Here is a 23,370-nt window from a genome sequence, read left to right on the forward strand (position 1 = left end):
TGGCCCTGGTGACCCGCCCGTCGGTGTCGTAGTCGACGCTCTCGTACTGCCCGGCGGGGTCGGTGGCCTTGATGGTCCGGCCGAGGGCGTCGTACTCGTACCGCCAGGTGAACTGGGCCGGGTCCGCCCCGGCGGCGTTCCCGCGGGGGCTGGTCACCGCCGTGACACGGCCGGCGGCATCGTAGACCATCGACTGCACCGAGCCCAGCGGGGAAGCAGTCCGGGTCAGGTCCCCCTCGGCGCTGTAGGTGAAGGCGGAGACGTTGCCCAGCGAGTCGGTGGCCGAGGTGACGTTCCCGGCCGCGTCGTAGCCGTAGGAGTAGTTGACGCTCCCGCCGGCGGGGTTGGGGCGGCTCAGCTGAGTGAGGTTGTCCGCCGCGTCGTAGCCGCGGGTGCTGGTGTGGCCGCGGGCGTTGACCGTGGTGGTGGGCAGGTGCGCGGCGTTGTACTCGGAGCGCACGGTCCCGGTGCCGCCCTGGAAGGTCTTCAGGTCACCTGCCGGACTGTACGCGAAGGCACTCCGGCTGCCGTCCGCGGCGTAGGTGGCGGACAGGCGCAGCTGGGCGTCGTACTGGTAGTCCGTCCTCCGCCCCGTGGGATCGACCCGGCGCTGGAGCACGTTGCCGGCGTACACGTCCTTCCACACCCCGCCCCTCGGGTCGGCCATCGTCGCGGTCGAGGTGGCCGGGTCCCAGGCGAAGGCGGAGCGGTGGCCGAGCCCGTCCCACTGCTCCGCGACCCTCCCAGTGGAGGTGTCGTAGGCCGTGCGCACCACCGTCCGCCCCGTGGGGGACGTGATCTCTGCCAGCCTCCCGCCGGCGTCGTAGGCGTAGACGGTGGTCCCGCCGGCGGCGTCGGTGGCGCCGGTCAGGAGACCTGCGGTGTAGGAGTAGGTGGTGGCCTGCCCGGCCGAGGTCTGCGCCCGGGTGACCCTGCCCGCGGCGGTGTCCCAGGCGAAGGCGATCCACCGGCCCCCGTCCGTGACCCTGGTCAGCCGGCCGCCGGCGTCGTAGGCATATGCGGGGCCGCGCCCGGAGGAATCGGTGAGGGCGGTGAGCCTCCCGGAGGCGTCGAAGGTGTGGGTGAGGCCGGAACGGGTCACAGCGGTGAAGGTCCCGTCCTGGTTCCGCACCAAGGACGCAGTGCCCCCGGGCGGGGGCGTGTAGGTGCCGTCGGAGTTCTCCGTGAAGAGCACCCGCTGCCCGGTCCCGGCCTTCAGCACCGCCTCCCCGGCAGCGACGGCGAGGCGGATGTCGTAGCCCAGGCTCCAGCCCTTCCCGAACGGCCCCTCGGCCGTGTCGGCGGAAGTGTAGAAGCGGTTCACGGACAGGTTCCCGGTCACCGACGCCATGCCCAGATCCGTCTCGGCATGGGTGAAGGCCCCCGTGGCGGTGTTCACCGGGTCCGCCATCGACCCAGACGGCGCTGCAGCGAACTCGGACCCCCCGTCAGGGCCGTACAGCTGCCCGTCCGACACCGAGCCGGCATACGTCCCGGCCCCGCTGACCCCGGCCGAGGGCATAGGCGGCGCCTCCGCCAGCGCCGGCAGGACCTTCGTGAAGTACCCGGTGATCTCCAGGTAGCTCGGACAGGTGTTGTCCCCGGCGTACGTCACGGCCGGGACATACGTGGCGTTCGGGTCGTAGCACCCGGTCGGGGGGTCCTCCAGGACCCGTCCCCACCAGTTGTACGCCAGATCCTGCGGGTCCTGGCCCGAAGGGGCATCGACCACGCCCGCCAGCAGGGCATTGCCCCGCAGGTCCAGCTGCTCCCGGGCAGGGCCCGGCGAGGAGCTGCGCGCGTCCACCGCCTTGGCGGCATGGTTGTCGTAGAACTTCACACCCTCGGCCCCGTAGAACCGCGCGGCATAGGTGTCGATCGTGGACTCGAAGACGTTCTCCTCAATGGTCCCCGCCGTCGCGTGCACCCCGCACCCGCTGTCGCCGAAGCGGTTGTTGGCCACGCGCAGGGCCCCTGCTCCCGGGGCATGGGAGACGCCACTGGACTGGCTGTGCTTCAGGTCGCTGTTGGTCACCGACAGCGGAGCCGGCCCAGAAGCGCTCAGGAGCGCGTACGTCCCGCAGGGATGCCCGGTACCGTTCCCGCCGTACTGGATGACCGCCCTGTCCACGACCGACTGGGCCGTGGCCGACTCGCCGAAGTAGACGCGGTACCAGTCGCCACGGGCCGGGGCCGTCACCCCGCCGTCGCCGTTCGTGTCCCCTCCGACAGAGTCATCCCGGTGGGAGGTGATCACGATCGGCGCTGCGGGGGTCCCTCGGGCGACCAGCTGGCCCTGCACGCTGATCTGCCCGTACCTGTCCACCGGGTTGCCGATCTTCACCACCACGCCCGGCTCGATCGTCAGCCTGACCCCCGCCCCGACGGTCAGCCTGTTCTGGACCCAGTACGGCGACCCCGCAGTGGTCCAGGTCGTGTCCGCCGTGAGGGTCTGGTTGGTGATCACCGTCCCCGACGTGGCCTGCGCCGCCGGGAGCGGACCCGCCACGCCGACCAAGGCCACCGGCCCAACACACGCGGCGACGAATGCAGTCAGACCGATTTTGGCGGCATTCCACACGCGACGAAGACTCGGCTTCACGGTCCTCCCCCAATGAACAGGCCAAGAAAGTTGGGCCGGAGCCTATGGCCAAAGCCCAGGGGGAACCAGAGGTGGGTTGCCCGGTTGACTACTTGAATTGGGAAATCATGTACTCGATTTCAGAAGGACCCTCGCGGCAACCCCCTGCCAACGGCGATGGCAGACCGCTCGAGCGAACAAGGCTGCCAGCTCGCCCCGCTCCAGCAACCTGATGGGCCAGCCGCTCGAAGTTGCCCAGAGTACTCTGCGAAGAGCTTCTCGACCTTCGCCGGGTAGCAGCGAACGAGGGCTGCCCGCCCCGCGCAAACGGGCCCCTCACGACATCCGAGCCGGTCGCTCAGGGCCAGATTCGACTCGGATACGAGGCTTCCGTCACGTCTGTACTTACCAGATGGGGACCCGGAGGGCCGACGAAGAGCAGGTGATGCCCTCCCGCGCCTCCTTGAGCGCCGAGTCCGGAAGGCCCAGGACCATGAAGCTCGGCAGGGTCTGCTGGATGCCGGCCCCGACATCAATCAGGTAGCCGTTGAGGCCCACGCCCAGCGCTCGCCCGCTCATGACACACCTCGCAGGTGCTCGATGGGGGCGGTGGGTGGCAAATAGCTCTGACCTAGGGTTTCGCCTCAGAGACCAGAGTATTCTGGCCTGGCATTCGCTTCTGACACCGCGGTCAGATCGGGGCAGTCACGCTCAGCCACTACCTGGTCGCGTAGAAGGCAACGGCCGATGAAGCAGCGACGTTGAGCGAATCCACGCCATTCATCATCGGGATGGTGACCCGCCGGTCAAGCACACGATCCGTCTCCGGGGTCAGCCCCTCACCCTCGGTGCCGAAGACCAGCGCCAGGGTCTCATGGTCCTCGGCAACCAGCTCGTCGAGCGTGATCGCCCCCTCCCCCAGTGTCATCCCGGCCACGACGTAGCCGGCTTCCTTCAGCAGCCCGACGTCGTCAGGCCACGACTCGATCCGCGTCCACGGCACCTGGAACACAGTGCCCATGGAGACGCGAATCGAGCGACGGTAGAGCGGATCGGCGCACTGAGGCGTCACCAGCACGGCATCGACGCCGATCGCTGCGGCGCTGCGAAAAACTGCGCCTACATTTGTATGATCGGCCAGATTTTCAAGCACAGCGATCCTCGAACGTCGACGCACGCCTTCGACCCCCGTCGGATCGCTGCGCATTTTGGAACACCCGACGTTGGTGTGGTCCACGATGTCCTCGAGGACCGCGACCCGGCGCGCGTTGGCCAGGAGCTCGGGAACGGGGACGGGGTCCGGCCGGTGCATCGCCGCCATGGCCCCGCGGTGCAGGTGGAACCCCGTGATCTGCTCGAGGAGCTCGGGCCGGCCCACGAACGCGGGGACGTCGGGATGGGCGGCGAGGACGTCCGAGAGGCCCTCGAGCCATTTCTCGGCGAGGAAGAACGAGCGGGGCCGGTGCCCGGCCGCGAGGGCGCGGCGGAGGACGCGGCTCGACTCGGCGATGTACAGGCCCTCGGCCGGTTCGCGCAGGGTGCGCAGGTGCACGTCGGTGAGCCTGGTGTAGTCGGACACGCGCGGATCGTCCGGCCCGGCGATCCGGACGACCTGGCCCTCAGCCACGGACGAGCCTCAGGGTCATGTCGATGAGCGCCATGAGTCCCAGGAGCACGATCACGAACCGCAGGACGCCCGGGCGCATGCGCCGGCCGATGCCGGCACCGAGGAACCCGCCGATCGTGGAGCCGACCGCGATGAGGAGCACGACGAGCCAGTTGATCCGGTCGAAGGCGAAGAGCAGGTATGCGACCGCTGCGACCAGGTTCACCACGAGGGTCAGGATCACCTTCACGGCGTTGGACTGCTGGAGCGTGCCATGGAAGAAGATCCCGAGCGCCGCCATGAGCAGCACGCCCTGGGCGGCCGTGAAGTAGCCGCCGTAGACGCCGATGAGGAAGACCAGGACGTACAGGACTGCCGGGAGCCTCTGGTGGTCGGCCTCCTCGGGAGTGATATGGCCGAGTGCCTGCCGCGCCTTGGCCCACGCGGACAGCCTCGGCTGGAAGACCACGAGCAGGATCGCGACGACGATCAGCACCGGTGCGACGTACCCGAACACCTTCTCCGGGAGGATCAGGAGCAGGAAGGCGCCGAGCAGGCCCCCCGCGAGGGAGGCCGGGAGCAGCCTCACGAGCGTGCGCCTGGCGCTGGCGGCCTCGCGCCGGTAGCCGTAGGCGCCCGAGAAGCCGCCGGCCACGAGCCCCATCGCGTTCGAGATGATCGCGTTGACGGGCCCGTAGCCGAGGGCGACCAGGATCGGGAAGGTCACGAGGGAGCCGGACCCGACGATCGTGTTGATCGTCCCGGCCCAGAGCCCGCCGAGGAAGACCAGCGCCTCGCGCCAGAACTCCATGCTCAGGAGCTGGCAGGCGCGCCGGACTGGGCCGCGCCGGCCTTGGCGCCGGCATTCGCCGATCCTGCGCCGTCCTTCGCCGTGGCGGTGTAGCGGCCGCCGCGGGAGACCACGTCGAGCTCCATGCCGAAGGTCCGGCTGAGGTTCTCCTGCGTGAGGGTCGCCTCGATCGGGCCTGCAGCGACGATCCCGCCCTCGCGCAGCAGCATCGCGTGCGTGAAGCCCGGCGGAACCTCCTCGAGGTGGTGCGTCACGAGCACGAGCGCAGGGGCGGCGTCGTCCGCCGCGAGCTCCGCGAGACGGTGCACGAGCTCCTCGCGGCCCGCGAGGTCCAGGCCTGCGCCGGGCTCGTCGAGGAGGAGCAGCTCGGGGTCGGTCATGAGGGCGCGCGCGATCTGGACGCGCTTGCGCTCCCCCTCCGACAGCGAGGCGAACACGCGGCCCAGCAGCGGGCCCATCCCCCACTCGTTGAGCAGGCGGAACGCGCGGCGCTCGTCGTCCTTCTCGTAGGCCTCGTTCCAGCGGCCGGTAACCCCGTAGGCGGCGGTCACGACGACGTTGAGGACCTTCTCGTGCTCCGGGATCTGGGTGGCCAGCGCCGCGGAGGAGAGCCCGATCCGGGGGCGCAGCTCGAACACGTCGACCTTGCCGAGGGTCTCGTCCAGGATGTCGACGGTTCCGCGCGTTGGGTGGAGGCGGGCCGCGGCCAGGTGCAGGAGGGTCGTCTTGCCGGCGCCGTTGGGGCCCAGGATCACCCAGCGCTCGCCGTCGCGCACCTGCCAGTCGATGCTGTCCAGGAGCGTCTTCCGTCCTCGGACGACGCTCACTGAAGACAGCTGGAGAACGTTGCTCATGTCCTCTGACCTTAGTGCAGGATGTTCGCGGACCGCGAACCGCCGCCGCGCTGGCTAGAATCTGGGGCTATGCCTGCTGACTTCGCCGTCGTCCTCTCTGCCCCGACGCTCTCCGAGGAGGAAACCGCCGCGGCGACGCGGGCCCTCGAAGGCGTGGGTGCCGGCGTCGGGCCCTTCACCACGGACGGGGACGCGCGCTACGCCGTGGCGACCGCCGGCGTCGGGCTGGATCCGGCCCGTCTGGGCGAGGCGCGGGCCGCACTCGCGGGGCTTGGCACGGGCGCTGTCCTCGTGCCGGCGGCCCTGCGCGGCGCCGGGCGGAAGCTGCTCATCATGGACGTCGACTCGACCCTCATCCAGCAGGAGGTCATCGAGCTTCTCGCCGAGCACGCGGGCAAGCGCGAGGAGGTCGCTGCCGTGACCGAGGCCGCTATGCGCGGGGAGCTCGACTTCGCCCAGAGCCTGCACGCGCGCGTCGCCACGCTCGCCGGGCTCCCGGTGGAGGTCATCGAGAAGGCGCGCGCCGCCGTCGTACTCTCCCTCGGCGCTGAGGAGCTCATCGCTGCGTTCCACGCGGCGGGGCACATCGTGTGCGTCGTCTCGGGCGGGTTCAACCAGATCCTCGACCCGCTCGCTGCGCGGCTGGGGCTGGACCACGCGCTCGCGAACGAGCTCGAGGTGGTGGACGGCCGACTCACGGGCAAGGTGCTCGGCGAGGTCGTGGACCGGGCCGTCAAGGAGCGCATGCTGCGCGCGTGGGCCGGCGAGCACGGGATCCCGCTCGAGCACTGCATCGCGGTGGGCGACGGCGCCAACGACCTGGACATGCTCGGCGCGGCCGGGCTCGGGGTCGCGTTCAACGCCAAGCCCAAGGTGCGCGCCGCGGCTGACGCGACGGTCGACCTCCCGTACCTGGACATCGTCCGCCACTTCGCGGGGGTCTGACGGGACGCGACCCCACAGCAGACGGGACGCGACCCCACAGCAGACGGGACGGGACCCCACAAGGTTGTGGGGTCCCGTCCCTGCTGCTGTGGGGTCCCTGTCCGCCTCGGGTCTCTCAGCCCTGGAAGTGGCCCGCGCCGCCGACGTACTCGGTGTGGCCCGTCTCGACGTCGGCCGTGGCCATCTTCGCGACCTCGGCGGCGAACTCCTCGACCGAGTAGAGCTTGCCGGCGGCCTCGCGGCGGGCCTCGATCGCGCCCGGGGCGGCGCGGTCGAGCAGCGTCGCCGTGATGGTGCCCTCGATCATGTCGCCCGAGACGACGACGAAGGTGATGCCCTTCTCCTCGAGCCACGGGATGAGCTCGCGGAGCGCCTTCTCGCCGGCGTTCTTGGACCGGGCCACGGGCTCGTAGGCGTCCATCGTGGGGACCGTGTCGATGAAGTGGGCCTGGTGGCTCGTCACGAAGACGACGCGGGAGCCCGGCTTCATGCGCTCGGCTGCGGCCTTGAGCATCGCGACCTGGGCGTCGCGGTTCAGGCGCAGCGCGTAGTCCTCGCCCAGGCCCGACTCCATGCCGCCCGAGGCGTTGAGGACGAGCAGGTCGAGGGAGCCGAAGGCCTCCACCGCTGCCTGGGCGAGCGCCTCGACGTCGTCCGCGTTCGTCAGGTCCCCGCCCACGGCGACGGCGCGGCCGCCGGCGGCCTCGATCTCCGAGACGACCTTGTTCGCGCGCGGCGCCTTCTGGCGGTAGTTGATGACGACGGCGGCTCCCTCGCCGGCGAGGATCTTCGCCGTTGCGGCGCCGATCCCGCGCGACGAGCCGGTGACGACTGCGGTCTTGCCCTCGAGAACTCCCATGCGGGCCCCTTCCTTCCGACCGGACGTGGCGCTCTGGTCCGGCCTTGTCCGATCCATCCAAATGGCTGTGGCTGGGCACCATCATGCCAGCCGGTACGGCGCGGGGCCGTTGTAGGAAACCTCCAACAACGGCCCCGCCCATCACGAGGTGCTCGGGCTCAGTGGCCCATGCCGAGCCCGCCGTCGACCGGGATCACGGCCCCGGAGATGTAGGCGGCCTCGTCGCTCGCGACCCAGCGGACCACGTTGGCCACCTCCTCCGCCTCGGCGAAGCGGCCGGCGGGGACCTTCGTGAGGTAGTCCTTCTGCGTCTCCTCGGGGAGCTCGGCCGTCATGTCCGTGTTGATGAAGCCCGGCGCGACGACGTTCGCCGTGATCCCGCGTGAGCCCAGCTCCCGCGTGAACGAGCGGGCGAGCCCGACGAGGCCGGCCTTGGACGCCGAGTAGTTGATCTGGCCCGGCGCGCCGTAGAGGCCCGACACGGAGGAGATGAGGACGACGCGGCCGCGGCGCAGGCGGATCATGCCCTTCGACGCACGCTTGACCACGCGGAACGCACCGGTGAGGTTCGTGTCGATGACCGAGGTGAAGTCCTCCTCGCTCATGCGCAGCAGGAGCGTGTCCTTCGTGATGCCGGCGTTGGCCACGAGGACCTCCACCGGGCCGTGTGCCTCCTCGACTGCCTTGAAGGCGGCGTCGACAGAGGCCTCGTCCGTGACGTCGGCCTGGACGCCGAGGATCCCCTCGGGCAGCTCGGACGGGGTCCGGTAGGTCACGGCGACCTTGTCCCCGTTGGCGAGGAACGCCTTGGCGATGGCCAGTCCGATGCCGCGGTTGCCGCCGGTCACGAGGACGCTGCGCGGTGAGGGTGCTTCCAGGCTCACGGTGCTCCTTGGAGGGGTTCGGGGCGCCGCTGCTCGGCGCCGGTCCAGAAGTGAATCCTAGCCGCCGCGGCACGGACCTGCGGGTACAACGGGCGCGTACGACGGCGGGCCCCACCCGCCGTCGTACGCCCGCCGGCCGCCGGGCTCGGGGCGCGCACCCGCCGATTGGCCCGCTGCCCGGGACCGGTGGGACAATGGAGGGCACTGGGAGAGTGATGACGAGACATTCTGGGCCGCGCAGGGGCCATGAGGACGGCAGCAGCGCCGTGGAGGTCCACAGCATCACCGCCGCCGCCCCCGCGCACAGTGTGGACATGCACCAGCGGATGGTCCGCTATGCGGTGGCGATGGGCATCCGCATGGTGTGCATCCTGCTGCTCTTCGTCCTCGACGGCTGGTGGAAGATCGCGGCGGTCGCCGGCGCGGTGTTCCTGCCGTGGGTCGCCGTGGTGATCGCCAACGCCGGCACGCAGGCCGAGGTGTACGAGAGCGAGGCGGTGGATTCGGTGCCGTTCGGCGAGCTCCCCGCTGCGCCCCCGTCCGCTGAGGCCGGCGCTGCGGCGGGCGAGACCATCCAGGGCGAGACCGTCCCGGAGGAGGACGTGCCGGATGAGGACGGGGACGGCGCGCAGGACGGCGTGACGGCCCCGCGCGACGACGAGGGCCGCCCGGGCGGGCGGCAGGAGGGAGCCGGGTGAACCTGCTCGAGATGATGCCCGGCGCCGGGGACGGTCCGCAGGCCCCCGTGTGCTCGCGCAAGGGCTGCCGTGAGGCCGCGGCATGGCAGCTGCTCTGGAACAACCCGAAGATCCACACCCCCGAGCGCCGCAAGGCCTGGCTTGCATGCGACGAGCACCGCGGCTGGCTCGAGGACTACCTGCGCACCCGCCTCCTCTGGCGCGAGACGCTCCCCCTCGGCCCGGCGGGGGCGGCCTGATGTACCGCTTCCTCTTCACCCGGCGCTGGCTCACCTACCTCGGCATCGCGGCCCTCTTCGCCGTGGCGTGCGTCTTCCTGAGCCGCTGGCAGATGGCGCGCCTGGACGAGGCGCGCGCCGTGGTGGACAGGGTCGAGCAGAACTACGACGCCCCCGCGCTGCCGTTCGCCCAGGCCGCAGGCCAGTTCTCGCAGCTGGACATCGCCAGCGAGTGGCGCCCTGTTGCGCTGCGCGGAACCTATGACGTGGAGCAGACGAGGGTCGTGCGGAACCGCCCCCTCAACGGCCAGCCCGGCTACGAGGTCGTGGTCCCGCTGCGCCTCACGAGCGGCGAGACGGTCGTCGTCGACCGCGGCTGGCTCCCGATCGGCAACGCCGAGTCGGGCCGCCCGGACGCCGTGCCCGCCCCGCCCGAGGGGACGGTCGACGTCGTCGTGCGCCTGCGCCCCGCCGAGCCCGCCCTGGACCGCGGCGCCCCCCAGGGCCAGCTCGCCTCGATCGACCTCGCCGCCTACTCCGCCGAGCTCCCCTACCCCGTCCTCACCGGCGCCTACGGCCAGCTTGCCTCCGAGGACCCGGCGCCGGCGGAGACGCCCGCACCGCTCCCCCGCCCCCAGCCGAATGAGGGCACCCACCTCTCCTACGCACTCCAGTGGCTCGCGTTCGGCGTGCTCATGTTCGTCGCGTTCGGCTGGGCCGCGCGGCAGCAGGCCCGCAATGACGCGATCGACGCCGCTGCCGACGCCGCCGAGGCGCACGAGACGGCCGTCGCCGAGGGCCGCGACGACGCGGCTGCGCGCGAGGCGGCCCAGCGTGCCGCGGCGAAGGCCGCGCGGCTCGCGCCCCGGAAGCCGCGCCGGCGCACCGCGGAGGAGGAAGAGGACGCGATCCTCGACGCCCAGGGCTACCAGTAGCCCTGGCGTCCGGCGCGGCCTATAGGATCGTCCGCATGGCTTCCCCTGGTCCCGGCTCTCCCGTGGAGCGTGTGCGCGCCGCCCTCGTCGCCGCCGGGCTCGCGGACACAGTCCGCACGTTCGACGACGAGGTCCCCACGGCCGCCGCAGCCGCGGCCGTGCTGGAGTGCGAGGTCGGCGCGATCGCCAACAGCCTCGTGTTCGACCTCGACGGCGCCCCCCTGCTGATCCTCGCGAGCGGTGCCGCGCGCGTGGACACGAACCTCGTTTCGCGGCAGCTCGGCGCCAAGGTTCGGCGGGCGTCGCCGGAGTTCGTGCTCGAGCACACCGGCCAGCGCGTGGGCGGCGTCGCCCCCGTCGGGCACCCGGCGCCGCTGCGCACGCTCATCGACACCCACCTCGCGGCCCACCCGCTCCTGTGGGCGGGGGCCGGGGACCACCGCTCGATGCTCTCGATCACCTATGCGGACCTGGCCCGGGTGACCGGCGCCGAGGAGCTCGAGGTCAGGTAGCGGAGGGCGGTCGCCGCCGCCCCGAGCGCCCCTGACGCTCAGGCGAGCGTGATGAGGTCCAGGTAGTCCGCGCTCCAGAGGTCCTCGACGCCGTCGGGCAGCAGGACGACGCGTTCGGGGTTGAGCGCCTCGACCGCGCCCTCGTCGTGGCTGACCATGACCACGGCGCCCTTGTAGGTCTTGAGCGCACCGAGGATCTCGCGGCGGCTCGCGGGGTCGAGGTTGTTGGTCGGCTCGTCGAGGAGCAGCACGTTCGCGCTCGAGGCCACGATCGTCGCGAGGGCGAGACGCGTCTTCTCGCCGCCCGAGAGCACGCCCGCGGGCTTGTCGACATCGTCGCCCTGGAAGAGGAACGAGCCGAGGATCCCGCGCACGTCCGCGTCGCCGAGGTGGTCGGGGGCGGCGCTGCGCATGTTCTCGAGGACCGTGCGGTCGTGGTCGAGGGTCTCGTGCTCCTGGGCGTAGTAGCCGATCTTGAGCCCGTGGCCGGGCTTGATCTCGCCGGTGTCCGGGGCGTCGACGCCCGCGAGCATGCGCAGGAGCGTCGTCTTGCCCGCGCCGTTGAGGCCCAGGATGACGACGCGCGAGCCGCGGTCCACGGCCAGGTCCACGTCGGTGAAGATCTCGAGCGAGCCGTAGGACTTGCTCAGGCCCTCGGCCGTGAGCGGCGTCTTGCCGCACGGGGCCGGCTCGGGGAAGCGCAGGGCGGCCACGCGGTCGGAGGCGCGCTCCTCCTGGAGGCCCGCGAGCATCCGCTCGGCGCGCTTGGCCATGTTCTGCGCCGCGACGGCCTTGGTGGCCTTCGCGCGCATCTTGTTCGCCTGGTCGAGCAGGACGGCGGCCTTCTTCTCCGCGTTGGCCCGCTCGCGGCGCCGCGCGCGCTCGTCGGTCTCGCGCTGGGCGAGGTAGCGCTTCCAGCCCATGTTGTAGATGTCGATGACGGCGCGGTTCGCGTCGAGGTGGAAGACCTTGTTCACGGTCGCCTCGAGCAGCTCGACGTCGTGCGAGATGACGATGAGCCCGCCCTGGTGCGCCTTGAGGAAGTCCCGCAGCCAGGCGATCGAGTCGGCGTCAAGGTGGTTCGTGGGCTCGTCCAGGAGCATTGTCTCGGCGCCGGAGTACAGGATCCGCGCGAGCTCGACACGGCGGCGCTGGCCGCCCGAGAGGGTGCGCAGCGGCTGGTTGAGGATGCGGTCCGGGAGGGCCAGGTTCGCCGAGATCGCGGCCGCCTCGGCCTCGGCGGCGTACCCGCCTCCGGCGAGGAACTCGGCCTCGAGCCGGTCGTAGCGCGCCATGGCCTTGCGCTGCACTGCCGGGTCGTCGCTCGCCATCTCGGCCTGCGCGGTGCGGAGCCGGCGCACGACGACGTCGAGCCCCCGGGCGGAGAGGATGCGGTCCCGCGCGAGCTGCTCCATGTCCGGGGTACGCGGGTCCTGGGGCAGGTAGCCGATCTCGCCCGTGCGCGTCACCGTGCCGGCGGCGGGCAGCCCCTCGCCCGCGAGGACCCGGGTCAGGGTCGTCTTGCCGGCGCCGTTGCGGCCGACCAGCCCGATCTTGTCCCCCTTGTCGATCCGGAAGTTCACCCCGTCCATGAGCAGGCGGGCGCCGGCGCGCAGTTCGAGATTGGAGACAGTGATCACGGGGGGTGTTGCCTTTCGCGCAGGTGGGGACCCGAGAAGGGCCACCCACCATGCTAGCCGCCGCGGGCCAGCAGCCCTGGATCGCCCTCGAGCGCGGACAGCGCCAGGTCCTTGTAGCCCACCGCATCGAAGAGGACGGTGAGGCGGTCCGCGTGGACCGCCATGACCGAGCCGGCGCCCCATTCACGGTGCCGCACGGGTGCCTGGACGGCCCACCCGCCAGCCTCGGCGGCCTCCCGGGCCGCCATCTCCTCCGCCATCTCCTCGAGGCGCCCGTCGGCGCTCCCGCCGGTGCACCTGTCGCAGTTCCCGCACCACGCGCGCGCCTCCTCCCCGAAGTAGTTGAGGAGCCACTGGCGGCGGCACCCGGTCGTCTCCGCGTAGCCCCGCGCCATCTCGATCCGCGACTCGTCGATACGCACGCGGGCCTCCTCGCGCTCCTGCGCGCGCTCCACCGCCTCCTCGGCCGTCACGCCCCGCGCCGCACTGATGCCACGGCGGCCGACGACGACAGCACCGCACCGCTCGAGCGCATCGACCGCGCGGGCCAGGGCGCGCGGACCCAGCCCCGTCGCCTCCCGCAGCGCGGCCCGGGGCACAGTCCCGAGGCGGTCGACCGCGCGGAAGGCGGCCTCGGCGTCGTCCGCCGACAGCCCGCCGCGGGCGAAGAAGCGCTGCAGCCCGAGGTCCTCGCTGCGGTAGTGCAGCACCGCTCGGGCCGGGCTGCCGTCACGGCCCGCGCGCCCGATCTCCTGGTAGTAGCTGTCCAGCGAGTCCGGGATGTCCGCATGGACCACGAACCGCACGTCCGGCTTGTCGATCCCCATCCCGAAGGCCGAGGTCGCCACCACCACGTCGAGCCCGTCCCCGAGGAAGCGCTCGTGGACCGCGGCGCGCTCGGCGGCCTTCCGGCCCGCGTGGTACGCGGCCGCCCGCAGGCCACGTCCGGCCAGGTCCTCCGAGTACTCCTCGGCCTCCCGCCGGGTCGCGGCGTAGAGCAGGCCCGGCCCCTCGAGCCCGGCGACGTCGTCGAGCACCCGCGCGCGCTTGCCCTTCGCGTCCTCGTGGCGCACCACCTCGAGGGCGATCTCGGGCCGGTCGAAGCCCTCGACCACGGTCTCGGGCCGCTCGAGCCCGAGCAGCCCGGCGATCTCCTCCCGGGTGCGCGGGGTCGCGGTCGCCGTGAGGGCCACGACGGGCGGCCTGCCCAGCGCGCGGGCCACTGTGCCGAGCGAGAGGTAGTCGGGGCGGAAGTCATGGCCCCACGAGGAGACGCAGTGCGCCTCGTCGACCACGAACAGCGCAGGGCGCAGGCGGGCGAGCCGCTGCACCGTCTCCTGGCGGGCCAGCTGCTCCGGTGCGAGGAACACGAACCGCGCCCGGCCGGCGTCGGCGGCCTCCCACGCCTCGCGTGTGGCGCGCACGCCGAGCGACGAGTTGACCGCCACCGCGCTGCCCGGGCCGAGCACGGCCCCGAGCGCCTCGGTCTGGTCGCGCTGGAGCGCGATGAGCGGGCTCACCACCACCGTGGGGCCGTCGAGCAGGACGCCGGGGATCTGGTACACCGCCGACTTGCCGTGGCCGGTGGGCATGACCGCGAGGACGTCGCGGCCGCTTGCCGCGGCGCGGACCGCCTCGAACTGGCCCGAGCGCCACTGCGTGATCCCGAACCGATCCGCGGCCACCGCCCGCAGCTCCTCGTCGCTGGGGCGGTTCCCGTTGCTGCGGTTCCCGGTGCCGCCGAGGTCGGTGCCGTCATGCTCTCTGCCCTCTGCGTCCATGCCCGGGCGCTTACCCCCCGCCTGCAGCCGGAAACGGCGCCGCGTTGTAGCGGACCGCCAACCGGGCGCCCGAGCCGCTCGTGGCAGCTCTACAAAATGGGCTGTCCGCCACGGGCGTAGCCTTCACACCAGACCCGTCCGCACCACCCCGAGGAGACCGCTGTGAGCCAGAAGGCCACCTCCGACAGCCCACCGCGCCCCGTGAACCGGCTCGAACTCAGGGACGTCTCGGTCGCCGTCGCCGTGGAGGACGCGCCGGAGAAGGTGATCCTCGAGAGTGTCGACGTGGCCCTGGGCGAGGCGCGCATCGCCGTCATCGGCGCGAACGGCTCCGGCAAGTCCACGCTCCTGCGCCTGCTCAACGGCCTCATCGCCCCCACGACGGGCAGCGTCACGGTCGGGGGGCTGGACACGGTGCGGGACGGGCGTGCCGTGCGGCAGCGCGTGGGCTTCGTCTTCACGGACCCGCTCTCGCAGCTCGTCATGCCCACGGGCCGCGAGGACGTCGAGCTCTCGCTGCGCCGGCATCACCGCGACCGCTCCGCGCGGGCCGCCGCCGCGCAGGCCGTCCTCGAGCGCTTCGGCCTCGCGGCGCTCGCGGACCAGAGCGTCTACGAGCTCTCGGGCGGCGAGCGGCAGCTCATGGCCCTCGCCGCGGTGCTCGCGGTCGAGCCGGAGGTCCTCGTCCTCGACGAGCCCTCCACGCTCCTGGACCTGCGCAACCGCGAGCTCCTGCGCCGCACGCTCGCAGGACTTCCGCAGCAGGTCATCCTCACCACGCACGACCTCGAGCTGGCCCTGGACGCGGACCGCGTCCTCGTGGTCGAGGACGGCCGCATCGCCTTCGACGGCGACCCCGCTGAGGCGGTCGGGTTCTACCGGGCGCTGTGCGCGGCGGCCCCTGTTCCCGTGGGGACCGGGCAGGGACGCACGACGGCGGGAAGCCGCTGATGCGCGCCCGCTCGGCCGGGGGGCTGCTCGCCGGCTACGTCCCCGGCCGCTCGTGGCTCCACCGCGCGCCGCTGTGGGCGAAGTTCGCGGGAGTCGTCGCCGCGGGCGCGGCGAGCTTCGTCCTTGTGGACTGGCGCGTCTCGGCCGCGGCGCTCGCGGGCGCCATCGCCGTGTGGCTCTCCGCAGGCCTCGGCGGGCGCCGGCTCGTGGCGTCCTGGAAGCTCGTGCTGCCGCTCGCCGTCGTGCTCTTCGCCTTCCAGGCCTGGCAGCAGGGGCCCGCGACCGCGACCCGGATCGTCGCGAACCTCCTCCTGTGCTTCGTCGCCGCGGGCCTGCTCACGGCGACCGTCCCGCTCGAGCGCCTGCTCGACGCCGTCGCATCCCTCGCGCGGCCGTTCCGCCGCTTCGGGGCGGATCCGGAGCGGTTCGCGCTCGCCATCGCGATCATGCTCCGCAGCATCCCGGTGCTCGCCGGGGCGTTCGCCGAGGTCGGGGACGCCGCCCGGGCGCGGGGCCTCGAACGCAGCGTCCGCGCGCGCACGGTGCCTGTGGTCCTCTCCACGGTCGCCTACGCGCGGCGCACCGGAGACGCCCTCGCGGCCCGCGGCCTCGGCGACGACTGACTGCCTCCCCACGTGCGGCCACCTCCCACCCCACGCGCGGCCACCTCCCACCCCACACGTGGCCACCTCCCACCCCACACGTGGCCACCTCCCACCCCACACGTGGCCACCTCCCACCCCACACGTGGCCACCGCGTTCGGCAGGCGTTCTGGTTTAGGCTGCCCGCTTGCTGAACAGAACCCGGAGTTCTCTGCGGATCCGGTCGAAGTCGTCGCGAAGGTCCTCGGCCGTGACGTGGATGACGATCCATCCCGCCGCGCGGAACGCTGCATCGCGTCTGGCGTCCTTGAGCTGTTGGTCCTCCTCACGGTGGTGGGCGCCTTCGTATTGCAGGACGACGCGGATCTCCGGATAGCCCATGTCACCGGTCGGAGAGAACGGATCGAAAGGGCGGAGCGCGATCTGAAGCTCCGGCTCGGGGAAACCATAGGCAAGGAGGGCCAGCCGTAGAAGGGTCTCGGGGATCGAGTCGGACCCCACTCGCATGTCAGCCAGCGCCGCCCTGAGCTTGGCGAGCCCTTTGACGTTGGGGTGCGCCCTCAGCATCTCCGTCAGTCGTGCTGTCGTGGCGTAGGGCTCGGCACGGCATTCAAGTTTCGAGCGGGGTTTCCGTATCAGCTGGTCGCCCATCGCAGTGAGGGCGACCGGGCCGAGCTCGTGGGCCATGTCGAACCACGTCCTTGCAGGTGTCGTCACGTGGACGCCACCCGCGACCGTCTCGATCTCTTCGGGGAGCACACGAACGCGATGCCCGACGACCCCCGTGCGGCGGACCCGCTGCCCGCCGGCCTTGCGGCTCACGTGAAGTAGACGATGGTCTCCGGCTGACTCGGGAAGCCAGAGTCCGTGGATGGCGGCCGCTGTCCTGTGACTGCCCCAGCCGCCCGGGGCGACGGCGAGATGGGCGCGAAGGCGGTCCACGAGCCGGTGGTCAGTCCCACGAGGGATGTAGAGCTCCCGGCTCACGTGGCGGACGTCCTCCTTCAGGAGATCCCGGTAGGAGAACCCCAGAGACGCTGCCTCGGATGACGTGAAGGGCCGATCGAGCGGTGCGGATGCCGGCGTGGGGTCTGTGGTCATAGCCACATGCTTCCACGGACGGCTGGGTCCTGCGTCGAGTTATCCACAGGCTGGTGCGAGCGGGCACGCGGGGGATGAGACGTCGCCACGCGTTGGGTCAGACGTGGCCAGCCGTTGGGTCAGACATGGCCACGCCTTGGGTCAGACATGGCCACGCCTTGGGTCAGACATGGCCACGCCTTGGGTCAGTGGTGGCCACGCGAGGGGCGAGATGAGGCCACATGGGGGTCAGAGGCGGACGGCCTCGAAGAGCGCCGCCGTCCCGATGCCGCCTGCTGAGCTGATCATGGCCAGGCACAGCGCCCCCTCGGGCAGCTGCTGCGCCCGCGCGAGCAGCCGGACGACCGAGACGGCCCCCGACGCCCCGTACGCATGGCCGAGGGCGAGGGCCCCGCCATCGGTGTTGAGGACGGCCTCGACCCGGCTGTCGTCCAGCCCGAGCCGGTCCATGCACGCGAGCACCTGGCCGGCGAACGCCTCGTTGAACTCGATCGCAGCCAGAGCGTCCGCTGAGATCCCGCCCCTCGCCAGGAGTCGCTCGGCCGCTGCTGCCGCGCCGAGGCCGAGCCGGCGCGGATCAACGCCCACGGTCTCGGCATCGCGGAACGCGAGGGCGGTCCGCCCCGCCAGCATGCCGGGCGCCGCCTCCCCGGGCGCCACGACGAGCACGCCCGCGGCGCCGTCAGCGTCGGGGCACGAGTTCCCGGCCGTCACCCTACCCCCGGGCACGAACGCCGCGGGGAAGCGCGCGAGCAGCTCCGGCCGCAGGCTCGGCCGGGGGCCGTTGTCCGCGTACACCCAGCCGCCTCCCCCGGTGCCGGCTCCGCGCACGGCGACGAGCTCGCCGTCGAACGCCCCCCGGGCCGCAGCGGCGAGCGCCCGCTGATGGCTGCGGAGCGCGAAGGCGTCCTGCCGGGCCCTCGTCACGCCGGCCTCGCGGGCCACCGCCTCGGCCGCGACCCCCATGTCCGGGTCTCCGGACTCGGCCTCGCCCGCCTCGTCCCCGCCGCGGCCGCGGTGCGCAGGCGCATGCTGGGCGCGCGCGTAGAACTCGATCCCCCCGTCGGCCAGTCGGCGTCCCCGCACCGGCGCCGTCGAGATGCTCTCCGCTCCCCCGGCGATGTAGGCGCGCCCTGCGCCCGCCTGGGCGAGCCGGCACGCGAGCACGATCGCGTCGAGCCCCGAACCGCACTGCCGGTCCACCGTGATTCCGGGCAGCGACTCGGGCAGGCCCGCCTCGAGGGCCGCGAGGCGCGCGAGGTTCCCGCCGCCTCCCGCGGCGTTGCCCACGACGACGTCCGCCAGCGCGGCAGGGTCCGTCCCCTCCGCGAGGGCCGCGAGGACGGGCGCGAGGAGCTCGTGCACGGGAACGTCCTTGAAGGCCGTTCGGGAGCGCGCGAGGGGGGTGCGGAGCGCGCGCACGATCAGCGGCGCACCGCCGGTCGGGACCGGTGCCGCCGGTGGACGCACAGCATCAGACGAGGGCGCAGCATCAGACGAGGCCACTGGGTCAGACGAGGGCGCGGGCACGCGGATCCCCCTCGAGCACCCAGCGGGCGAACTCGGCGCGGCTCAGCTTGCCGCGCTCGGTGGTCGGAAGGGACTCGAGCTGGAGGTACTGGAGCGGGCGCTTGACCGGCGCGAGGGTGCCCTCGAGTCCCGCCCGCAGGGCGAGCTGGCCCAGCCCGGCATGCGCCGGGACGATCCCGGCCACGATCCGCTGCCCGCGCACGTCGTCGGGGACCCCCGTGACCACCACCTCGGCGACGCCGGGGAGCATGGCGAGCGCGGCCTCGACCTCATGCGGGTACACGTTCGCCCCGCCGGTGTTGATCATGTCCGCGAGCCGGCCCAGGACGTGCAGCACGCCGTCCTCGAGGAAGCCCTGGTCGCGTACCGTGGCCCAGCCGCCGAGGCTCGTGAACGCCTCCCCATCGTCGCCCCACACGTACCCGGCGCTCACGAGCGGGCTGCGCACGCAGATGTTCCCCGCGGTGCCGTCCGGGACCGGCCGCCCGCCGTCGTCGAGGATCGCGACCTCCACGCCGGGGAAGGCGCGCCCGACGCCGGTCCCCACCTCCGCGGGCCCCTCGCCCGGGTCGTGGCGGCTCGCGGCGACGAATGAGAGCTCCGAGGCGCCGTAGTACTCCCACACGGTGGCGTTCGGCGCCCAGCGCCGGCCGGCCTCGAGCGTGCGGCGGTCGAGCTTCTGGCCGGCGCACACGATGGCGGTGATGCCGCTCGCGTCGACGTCCCCCGTGATGCCCCGCTCTGCGAGGACGCGCAGCATCGTCGGGACGAGGACGAGGCGCGTGATGCCCCGGCGCGCGATCTCGGCGTGGGCGTCCGCGACGTCGAAGTGCGCGAGGGTGTGGAATGCCGCGCCGGCGTAGAGGCATTCGGACAGGGTGTAGAGGTTCAGGCTCGCCGAGAGGGGTCCGGGGACCAGCACCCGGTCCTCGGGCGTGAGGCCGAAGCATGCGCTGGAGGCCTCGAATGAGCGCCGCCACGAGTCGCGCGTGCGGGAGAACCCCTTGGGCAGCGCCGTGGTGCCGGAGGTCAGGCCCACGAGGAACGACGACGAGAGGTCGCCGTCCGCGAGCTCGTCCGGGCCGGTCGGGGTGCGGCTCCAGCGCTGGGCGAGGCGCTCCGCGACCTCGTCGGCGAGCTCCTGCGGCCAGAGCGGGTCCAGGACGGCGCACTCGCGCCGGCCCGCGACACCGGCGGCCCAGCGGACGGCGAACCCCACCCCGTTGCCCTCGCGCAGGATCCCCGTCGGCGCGCCCGAGCGGGCGAGGTCCGCGGCAGCGTCGCGCAGCCCCGACCACGAGAGCCGGTCCCCCCCGCACACGAGGGCGACGTCGTCCGGCTTCTCGGCCGCCCAGCGGGCCAGTCTGTCGAGGAAGGGCATCCTCCGAGTCTATCGGCGCGCCGTGAGGCTACTCTTGGGTCATGAGCTTCAATGACGGCGCGCAGCTGGACCCGTCACAGGTCCAGGACCGCAGGGGCGGCGGCGGGATCGGCCGCGGCACCAAGATCGGCGGCGGGATCGGTGGCGGCATCCTCGTGCTCATCCTGGCCCTGTTCGGGATCAACCCGGACATCCTCAGCGGGCTCACCGAGCAGGGCCCTGGGACGCAGCAGGAGCAGACCGGTCCGGGGAGCATCGCCGAGTGCCGCTCGGGCGTCTCCGCGGACGAGCGGCTGGACTGCCGGATCGTCGGCACGGTCAACAGCCTCAACGCGTTCTGGAGCAAGTACCTCCCCGAGCGCGGCGTCGAGTACCCGAGGCCGGAGACCGTCATCTTCGATGCGGGCGTGCGCACGGCGTGCGGGCCGGCGACGAGCGAGGTGGGTCCGTTCTACTGCCCCGCAGACACGACTGCCTACTTCGACCCCGGGTTCTTCCAACTCCTCGAGACCCGGTTCGGCGCCTCGGGCGGGCCGCTCGCGCAGGAATACGTTGTGGCGCACGAGTTCGGGCACCACGTGCAGAACATCCTCGGGACCCTCGACTACGCGCAGCAGGACCCGAAGGGCCCCCAGTCCGGGGCGGTCAGGGTCGAGCTGCAGGCGGACTGCTTCGCGGGCCTCTGGACCCGGTACGCGACCACCGTCAAGGACCCCGCCACCGGGCAGCCGTTCCTCGAGCCCCTCACTCCGAAGGACCTCCGCGACGCGCTCTCGGCCGCCGAGGCCGTCGGCGACGACCGCATCCAGGAGGCCGCCACGGGGCGGGTCAGTCCCGAGGCCTGGACCCACGGCTCGAGCGAACAGCGCCAGGCCTGGTTCTACCGCGGCTACAAGAGCGGCGACATCAACCAGTGCAACACCCTCACGGGCAAGGTGTAGGAATCGCGGGTGACGACGACGGGCGGCCGCCCTCCAGAGGAAGGCGGCCGCCCGTCGTCGTGCGCCGTGTCGAGCCAGGGGCGAGCCTAGATGTTGAAGCCGAGCGCCCGCATCTGGTCGCGCCCGTCCTCGGTGATCCGCTCGGGACCCCATGGCGGCATCCACACCCAGTTGAGGCGCCACTCGTCCACCACGCCCTCGAGGGCCTTGCCGACCTGCTCCTCGAGCACGTCGGTGAGCGGGCAGGCCGCGGTGGTGAGCGTCATGTTGATGAGCAGTGCACCGTCCTCGCCGTACTCGAGGCCGTAGACGAGCCCGAGGTCCACGACATTGACCCCCAGCTCGGGATCGATCACGTCCTTGAGGCTCTCCTCGACGTCCTCGAGGGACGTCTGCGCAGGCTGGATCTCGGTCATCGTGCTGCCCTCTCTCAGGCCTTCGCCGCGCCGGCGCCGGCCACGTAGCGGTCGTAGCCCTCGTCCTCGAGGCGGTCGGCAAGCTCGGGGCCGCCCTGCTCGGCGATGCGGCCGTCCACGAACACGTGCACGAAGTCCGGCTTGATGTAGCGCAGGATCCGCGTGTAGTGCGTGATGAGCAGCGTGCCCATGTTGCCCTCGGCGTGGGCGCGGTTGACGCCCTCGGAGACGACCTTGAGCGCGTCGACGTCGAGGCCTGAGTCGGTCTCGTCGAGGACGGCGAACTTGGGCTTGAAGAGCTCGAGCTGGAGGATCTCCACGCGCTTCTTCTCACCGCCGGAGAAGCCCTCGTTGACGTTGCGCTGGGCGAAGTCCGCGTCGATGCGCAGCTGGTCCATGGCGGCCTTGACGTCCTTGGTCCACGTGCGCAGGGCGGGTGCCTGGCCGTCGATCGCGGTCTTGGCGGTGCGCAGGAAGTTCGTCATCGTGACGCCCGGGACCTCGACCGGGTACTGCATCGCGAGGAAGAGGCCCGCGCGGGCGCGCTCGTCCACGCTCATGGCGAGGACGTCCTCGCCGTCGAGCGTGATCGAGCCCGAGGTGACGGTGTAGCGCGGGTGGCCAGCGATCGTCGAGGCCAGGGTGGACTTGCCCGAGCCGTTGGGGCCCATGATGGCGTGGGTCTCACCGGTCTTGATCGTGAGGGTGACGCCCTTGAGGATCTCCTTCACGCCCTGCTCGGTCTCGATCGAGACGTGCAGGTCCTTGATCTCCAGAGTCGACATGTGTGTTGTTCTCCTTGTTCCCCGGTCGCACCGGGCGAGGTGTAGCGGGGTCAGTTGTCTCCGGCGGCGAGCTCGCGCTCGACAGCCTCGGTGAGGTGCTCTTCGATGGCCGGAACGCCGATCTTCTGGATGATCTCGTTCAGGAACCCGCGGACGACGAGGCGGCGGGCCACGTCCTCCGGGATGCCGCGGGCCATGAGGTAGAAGAGGTGGTCGTCGTCGAAGCGGCCGGTCGCACTCGCATGCCCGGCCCCCTCGATGAGCCCCGTCTCGATCTCGAGGTTCGGCACGGAGTCGGCGCGGCAGCCGTCGGTCAGCACGAGGTTCTGGTTCTTCTCGTAGCTGTCCGTGCCCTCGGCCTCCTTGCGGATGAGGACGTCGCCGACCCACACGGTGCGCGCTTCCTTGCCCTGCAGGGCGCCCTTGTACAGGACGTTGGAGACGCAGTTGGGCTGGGCGTGGTCCACGAACGTGCGGTGCTCGAGGTGCTGGCCTGCATCGGCGAAGTAGAGGCCGTACAGCTCGGCCTCGCCGCCCGGCGCGGCGAAGCGCGCGGTCGGGGTCATGCGGACCACGCCCCCGCCGAGGCTCACCACGATGTGCTTGAGCTTCGCGTCGCGGCCGATCCTCACCTGCTGGCTCGAGGCGTGCACGGCCGTGTCGTCCCACTCCTGGAGCGAGACGAGGGTGAGCTCGGCGCCGTCCTCGAGGACCACCTCGACGTTCTCGGACACCACGGCCTCGCCCTCGTGCCCGAGCACGACGACGCCGCGCGCCCCGGCCTCGGCGATGACCACGACGTGGGCTGCTGCGGGCACCGACCCGGTCCCGGTCTGCTGGATCCGCACCGGGGCGTCGAGCTCGACGCCGGCCGGGAGGGTCACGACCGTGGCCTCGCCGAAGTGCGCCCACGCGTTCGCGGACGCGCGGTCCTCGGGGGTCGCGGCGGAGCCGACGCGGGAGTCGTCGCGGCCGACCGCCTCGACGCGCACCTGCTCGGGTGCGTCGACAGCGACCGCCGGGGCGGCGCCGTCGAGCGCCACCGCGTGGAGCCCGCCGAAGCGCTTGAGCGGCGTGAACCGCCACTCCTCCTCGTTGCCCTTCACCTCGGGGAAGTCCTCGAGCCGGTAGGAGGCGAGGCGGCCGGCACGCGAGCTGTCCGGCACGCCGAAGCCGCCGCCGTGGGAGTGGCCCTTCGCCGCAGCGCCGCCCAGGGCGCCGGCCTTTGCCTCGGCGGGGACGAGGCTCTCGCCCTCCTCCGTGAAGCCGAGGATCGAGGGGGCCCCGATGCGTGCCTTGTCCTGCGCCGCTTCGGCGAATTTGATGCTTTCAGTCATG

General features: G+C 72.1%; 23 protein-coding genes. 8 read left to right on the top strand and 15 right to left on the bottom strand.

The window, feature by feature from the left end; all coding sequences use genetic code 11:
* The 5 genes from ABCQ75_RS11495 to ABCQ75_RS11515 form a co-directional block, all read right to left on the bottom strand.
* Positions 1 to 2,509: DUF6531 domain-containing protein (locus tag ABCQ75_RS11495; protein ID WP_345885514.1), on the bottom strand; the 2,509-nt coding region annotated here is incomplete at its 3' end.
* Between the two features lie 477 nt (positions 2,510 to 2,986).
* Positions 2,987 to 3,160 carry a hypothetical protein gene (locus ABCQ75_RS11500; protein WP_345885515.1) on the bottom strand — a complete coding sequence of 58 codons (174 nt, stop codon included), beginning with the start codon at positions 3,158 to 3,160 and terminating at the stop codon, positions 2,987 to 2,989.
* 139 nt (positions 3,161 to 3,299) lie between these two features.
* Positions 3,300 to 4,208 (bottom strand): TrmH family RNA methyltransferase, encoded by a 909-nt coding sequence (locus ABCQ75_RS11505; RefSeq protein ID WP_345885516.1) that lies wholly within the window; start codon positions 4,206 to 4,208, stop codon positions 3,300 to 3,302.
* The gene (locus ABCQ75_RS11510; protein WP_345885517.1) at positions 4,201 to 4,998 is read right to left on the bottom strand and encodes a sulfite exporter TauE/SafE family protein; all 798 of its coding nucleotides are present in this window, start codon (positions 4,996 to 4,998) and stop codon (positions 4,201 to 4,203) included. The genes ABCQ75_RS11505 and ABCQ75_RS11510 overlap by 8 nt, the downstream gene beginning before the upstream one ends.
* Positions 4,999 to 5,000: 2 nt before the next feature.
* Positions 5,001 to 5,852: an ABC transporter ATP-binding protein gene (locus ABCQ75_RS11515; protein ID WP_345885518.1), complete on the bottom strand. Its 852-nt coding sequence runs from the start codon at positions 5,850 to 5,852 to the stop codon at positions 5,001 to 5,003.
* Positions 5,853 to 5,921: 69 nt separating this feature from the next.
* Here ABCQ75_RS11515 and serB point away from each other — a divergent pair, with 69 nt between their 5' ends.
* Positions 5,922 to 6,797: a phosphoserine phosphatase SerB gene (serB, locus tag ABCQ75_RS11520; RefSeq protein WP_345885519.1), complete on the top strand. Its 876-nt coding sequence runs from the start codon at positions 5,922 to 5,924 to the stop codon at positions 6,795 to 6,797.
* Positions 6,798 to 6,912: 115 nt separating this feature from the next.
* Here serB and ABCQ75_RS11525 read toward each other — a convergent pair whose 3' ends face one another.
* Both ABCQ75_RS11525 and fabG read right to left on the bottom strand, forming a co-directional pair.
* Positions 6,913 to 7,656: an SDR family oxidoreductase gene (locus tag ABCQ75_RS11525; protein ID WP_345885520.1), complete on the bottom strand. Its 744-nt coding sequence runs from the start codon at positions 7,654 to 7,656 to the stop codon at positions 6,913 to 6,915.
* 158 nt (positions 7,657 to 7,814) lie between these two features.
* On the bottom strand, positions 7,815 to 8,540 hold the full coding sequence (gene fabG / locus ABCQ75_RS11530) for a beta-ketoacyl-ACP reductase (RefSeq protein WP_345885521.1): 726 nt from the start codon (positions 8,538 to 8,540) through the stop codon (positions 7,815 to 7,817).
* A gap of 215 nt (positions 8,541 to 8,755) precedes the next feature.
* On the opposite strand from fabG, the gene ABCQ75_RS11535 reads away from it, so the two are divergent.
* The 4 genes from ABCQ75_RS11535 to ABCQ75_RS11550 are packed head-to-tail and all read left to right on the top strand — an operon-like array spanning position 8,756 to position 10,903.
* On the top strand, positions 8,756 to 9,238 hold the full coding sequence (locus ABCQ75_RS11535; protein WP_345885522.1) for a DUF3099 domain-containing protein: 483 nt from the start codon (positions 8,756 to 8,758) through the stop codon (positions 9,236 to 9,238).
* Positions 9,239 to 9,249: 11 nt separating this feature from the next.
* Positions 9,250 to 9,477: a hypothetical protein gene (locus tag ABCQ75_RS11540; protein WP_345885608.1), complete on the top strand. Its 228-nt coding sequence runs from the start codon at positions 9,250 to 9,252 to the stop codon at positions 9,475 to 9,477.
* Positions 9,477 to 10,391 carry an SURF1 family cytochrome oxidase biogenesis protein gene (locus tag ABCQ75_RS11545; protein ID WP_345885523.1) on the top strand — a complete coding sequence of 305 codons (915 nt, stop codon included), beginning with the start codon at positions 9,477 to 9,479 and terminating at the stop codon, positions 10,389 to 10,391. Before ABCQ75_RS11540 ends, ABCQ75_RS11545 begins: the two co-directional genes overlap by 1 nt.
* A 35-nt stretch (positions 10,392 to 10,426) precedes the next feature.
* A complete protein-coding gene (locus ABCQ75_RS11550) occupies positions 10,427 to 10,903 on the top strand; it encodes a YbaK/EbsC family protein (RefSeq protein WP_345885524.1) in 477 nt (158 codons plus the stop codon).
* A gap of 38 nt (positions 10,904 to 10,941) precedes the next feature.
* On the opposite strand, the gene ABCQ75_RS11555 is transcribed toward ABCQ75_RS11550, so the two are convergent.
* Together ABCQ75_RS11555 and ABCQ75_RS11560 are read right to left on the bottom strand one after the other, a co-directional pair.
* Positions 10,942 to 12,543: an ABC-F family ATP-binding cassette domain-containing protein gene (locus ABCQ75_RS11555; protein ID WP_345885525.1), complete on the bottom strand. Its 1,602-nt coding sequence runs from the start codon at positions 12,541 to 12,543 to the stop codon at positions 10,942 to 10,944.
* 53 nt (positions 12,544 to 12,596) lie between these two features.
* Complete coding sequence (locus tag ABCQ75_RS11560; RefSeq protein ID WP_345885526.1) at positions 12,597 to 14,324, bottom strand: RecQ family ATP-dependent DNA helicase; 1,728 nt, start codon at positions 14,322 to 14,324, stop codon at positions 12,597 to 12,599.
* Between the two features lie 201 nt (positions 14,325 to 14,525).
* Here ABCQ75_RS11560 and ABCQ75_RS11565 point away from each other — a divergent pair, with 201 nt between their 5' ends.
* Together ABCQ75_RS11565 and ABCQ75_RS11570 are read left to right on the top strand one after the other, a co-directional pair.
* Positions 14,526 to 15,275 (top strand): energy-coupling factor ABC transporter ATP-binding protein, encoded by a 750-nt coding sequence (locus tag ABCQ75_RS11565; protein WP_345885609.1) that lies wholly within the window; start codon positions 14,526 to 14,528, stop codon positions 15,273 to 15,275.
* Positions 15,275 to 15,898, top strand: a complete 624-nt coding sequence (locus ABCQ75_RS11570) for an energy-coupling factor transporter transmembrane component T family protein (protein ID WP_345885527.1) — start codon at positions 15,275 to 15,277, stop codon at positions 15,896 to 15,898. Before ABCQ75_RS11565 ends, ABCQ75_RS11570 begins: the two co-directional genes overlap by 1 nt.
* A 154-nt stretch (positions 15,899 to 16,052) precedes the next feature.
* On the opposite strand, the gene ABCQ75_RS11575 is transcribed toward ABCQ75_RS11570, so the two are convergent.
* The 3 genes from ABCQ75_RS11575 to ABCQ75_RS11585 form a co-directional block, all read right to left on the bottom strand.
* Positions 16,053 to 16,979, bottom strand: coding sequence for a hypothetical protein (locus tag ABCQ75_RS11575; protein WP_345885528.1), 927 nt, complete (start codon positions 16,977 to 16,979; stop codon positions 16,053 to 16,055).
* A gap of 228 nt (positions 16,980 to 17,207) precedes the next feature.
* Positions 17,208 to 18,449, bottom strand: coding sequence for a thiolase family protein (locus ABCQ75_RS11580; RefSeq protein WP_345885529.1), 1,242 nt, complete (start codon positions 18,447 to 18,449; stop codon positions 17,208 to 17,210).
* 40 nt (positions 18,450 to 18,489) lie between these two features.
* Positions 18,490 to 19,890, bottom strand: coding sequence for a class I adenylate-forming enzyme family protein (locus ABCQ75_RS11585; RefSeq protein ID WP_345885530.1), 1,401 nt, complete (start codon positions 19,888 to 19,890; stop codon positions 18,490 to 18,492).
* Between the two features lie 41 nt (positions 19,891 to 19,931).
* On the opposite strand from ABCQ75_RS11585, the gene ypfJ reads away from it, so the two are divergent.
* Positions 19,932 to 20,831 carry a KPN_02809 family neutral zinc metallopeptidase gene (ypfJ, locus tag ABCQ75_RS11590; protein WP_345885531.1) on the top strand — a complete coding sequence of 300 codons (900 nt, stop codon included), beginning with the start codon at positions 19,932 to 19,934 and terminating at the stop codon, positions 20,829 to 20,831.
* Between the two features lie 86 nt (positions 20,832 to 20,917).
* Here the strand turns inward: ypfJ and ABCQ75_RS11595 are convergent, their stop codons facing one another.
* From ABCQ75_RS11595 to sufD, 3 genes are read right to left on the bottom strand one after another with little or no spacing between them, the layout of a single operon-like run.
* Positions 20,918 to 21,247 (bottom strand): metal-sulfur cluster assembly factor, encoded by a 330-nt coding sequence (locus ABCQ75_RS11595; RefSeq protein ID WP_345885532.1) that lies wholly within the window; start codon positions 21,245 to 21,247, stop codon positions 20,918 to 20,920.
* 14 nt (positions 21,248 to 21,261) lie between these two features.
* Positions 21,262 to 22,032 (bottom strand): Fe-S cluster assembly ATPase SufC, encoded by a 771-nt coding sequence (gene sufC / locus ABCQ75_RS11600; RefSeq protein WP_345885533.1) that lies wholly within the window; start codon positions 22,030 to 22,032, stop codon positions 21,262 to 21,264.
* Between the two features lie 50 nt (positions 22,033 to 22,082).
* Positions 22,083 to 23,369 carry a Fe-S cluster assembly protein SufD gene (sufD, locus tag ABCQ75_RS11605; RefSeq protein WP_345885534.1) on the bottom strand — a complete coding sequence of 429 codons (1,287 nt, stop codon included), beginning with the start codon at positions 23,367 to 23,369 and terminating at the stop codon, positions 22,083 to 22,085.
* Position 23,370: the final 1 nt, after the last annotated feature.

Origin of the sequence: Sinomonas halotolerans, assembly GCF_039615075.1 — a bacterium.
GTDB classification, from domain to species: Bacteria; Actinomycetota; Actinomycetes; order Actinomycetales; family Micrococcaceae; genus Sinomonas; species Sinomonas halotolerans.

Bases quoted from the DNA above. Each gene is read 5' to 3' on its own strand.
- ABCQ75_RS11545 (WP_345885523.1), top strand. From the start codon at position 9,477: ATGTACCGCTTCCTCTTCACCCGGCGCTGGCTCACCTACCTCGGCATC.
- ABCQ75_RS11515 (WP_345885518.1), bottom strand. From the start codon at position 5,852: ATGAGCAACGTTCTCCAGCTGTCTTCAGTGAGCGTCGTCCGAGGACGG.
- sufC (WP_345885533.1), bottom strand. From the start codon at position 22,032: ATGTCGACTCTGGAGATCAAGGACCTGCACGTCTCGATCGAGACCGAG.
- ABCQ75_RS11510 (WP_345885517.1), bottom strand. From the start codon at position 4,998: ATGGAGTTCTGGCGCGAGGCGCTGGTCTTCCTCGGCGGGCTCTGGGCC.
- ABCQ75_RS11575 (WP_345885528.1), bottom strand. From the start codon at position 16,979: ATGACCACAGACCCCACGCCGGCATCCGCACCGCTCGATCGGCCCTTC.
- ABCQ75_RS11525 (WP_345885520.1), bottom strand. From the start codon at position 7,656: ATGGGAGTTCTCGAGGGCAAGACCGCAGTCGTCACCGGCTCGTCGCGC.
- ABCQ75_RS11560 (WP_345885526.1), bottom strand. From the start codon at position 14,324: ATGGACGCAGAGGGCAGAGAGCATGACGGCACCGACCTCGGCGGCACC.
- ABCQ75_RS11570 (WP_345885527.1), top strand. From the start codon at position 15,275: ATGCGCGCCCGCTCGGCCGGGGGGCTGCTCGCCGGCTACGTCCCCGGC.
- ABCQ75_RS11595 (WP_345885532.1), bottom strand. From the start codon at position 21,247: ATGACCGAGATCCAGCCTGCGCAGACGTCCCTCGAGGACGTCGAGGAG.
- sufD (WP_345885534.1), bottom strand. From the start codon at position 23,369: ATGACTGAAAGCATCAAATTCGCCGAAGCGGCGCAGGACAAGGCACGC.
- ypfJ (WP_345885531.1), top strand. From the start codon at position 19,932: ATGAGCTTCAATGACGGCGCGCAGCTGGACCCGTCACAGGTCCAGGAC.
- ABCQ75_RS11585 (WP_345885530.1), bottom strand. From the start codon at position 19,890: ATGCCCTTCCTCGACAGACTGGCCCGCTGGGCGGCCGAGAAGCCGGAC.
- ABCQ75_RS11535 (WP_345885522.1), top strand. From the start codon at position 8,756: ATGACGAGACATTCTGGGCCGCGCAGGGGCCATGAGGACGGCAGCAGC.
- ABCQ75_RS11540 (WP_345885608.1), top strand. From the start codon at position 9,250: ATGATGCCCGGCGCCGGGGACGGTCCGCAGGCCCCCGTGTGCTCGCGC.
- ABCQ75_RS11550 (WP_345885524.1), top strand. From the start codon at position 10,427: ATGGCTTCCCCTGGTCCCGGCTCTCCCGTGGAGCGTGTGCGCGCCGCC.
- ABCQ75_RS11500 (WP_345885515.1), bottom strand. From the start codon at position 3,160: ATGAGCGGGCGAGCGCTGGGCGTGGGCCTCAACGGCTACCTGATTGAT.
- serB (WP_345885519.1), top strand. From the start codon at position 5,922: ATGCCTGCTGACTTCGCCGTCGTCCTCTCTGCCCCGACGCTCTCCGAG.